The organism is Bacillus sp. AFS023182 (genome assembly GCF_002560575.1).
Classification (GTDB): Bacteria; Bacillota; Bacilli; order Bacillales; family Bacillaceae_G; genus Bacillus_A; species Bacillus_A arachidis.
On record NZ_NTRO01000062.1, the window covers coordinates 1 to 536 of the forward strand.

Below are 536 nucleotides of genomic sequence, written 5' to 3' on the forward strand. Positions count from 1 at the left end.
GTAGCTGTAATTCTTCGGTATCCATAACGGAGTTTATGACGCAAACAAATCTTTTTAATAGTCTTCTCTATTTCACTTGTAGAAGCTTGAGCTGTGTTTATCCAACGATAGAATGTTGAACGTGGTAAGCCTAGCACTTTACACAGTTCTTTTACAGTCATGTTATCTTTCACTTCATTCCATAGCTGAGCTACGATAACTGGGTTCAACTCCTTTCGATTTCCAGGTACTTTCCCCATACAAGTAATTGAGCTTTTAAATGTTTATTTTCCAAACGTAACTGTTCTATTTCACTTAACTCCCCGGGTCCTTTTCCGTAAGAATACTGTTTACCTACAGGTTGTTGGAAACGATGAGTCTGATCTGTATGATACCAGTTCATCCATCTTTTAATTTGACTTACATTTTTAACCCCCAATGTTTCCATAATTGTTCGGTTAGAATAACCTTCCTTTTTCATTTCAACGACTTTCCATTTTATTTCTTCTGGATAATGAACTCTTTTCTTCAAATGAAAAACACCTCCACTTAATTCG

1 pseudogene is annotated in these 536 nt (G+C 35.8%); it reads right to left on the reverse strand.

The annotated features are described in order from the left end of the window. Positions 1–511, reverse strand: a pseudogene (locus CN288_RS22375) (helix-turn-helix domain-containing protein); the annotation flags it as partial. Between the last annotated feature and the right edge of the window lie 25 nt (positions 512–536).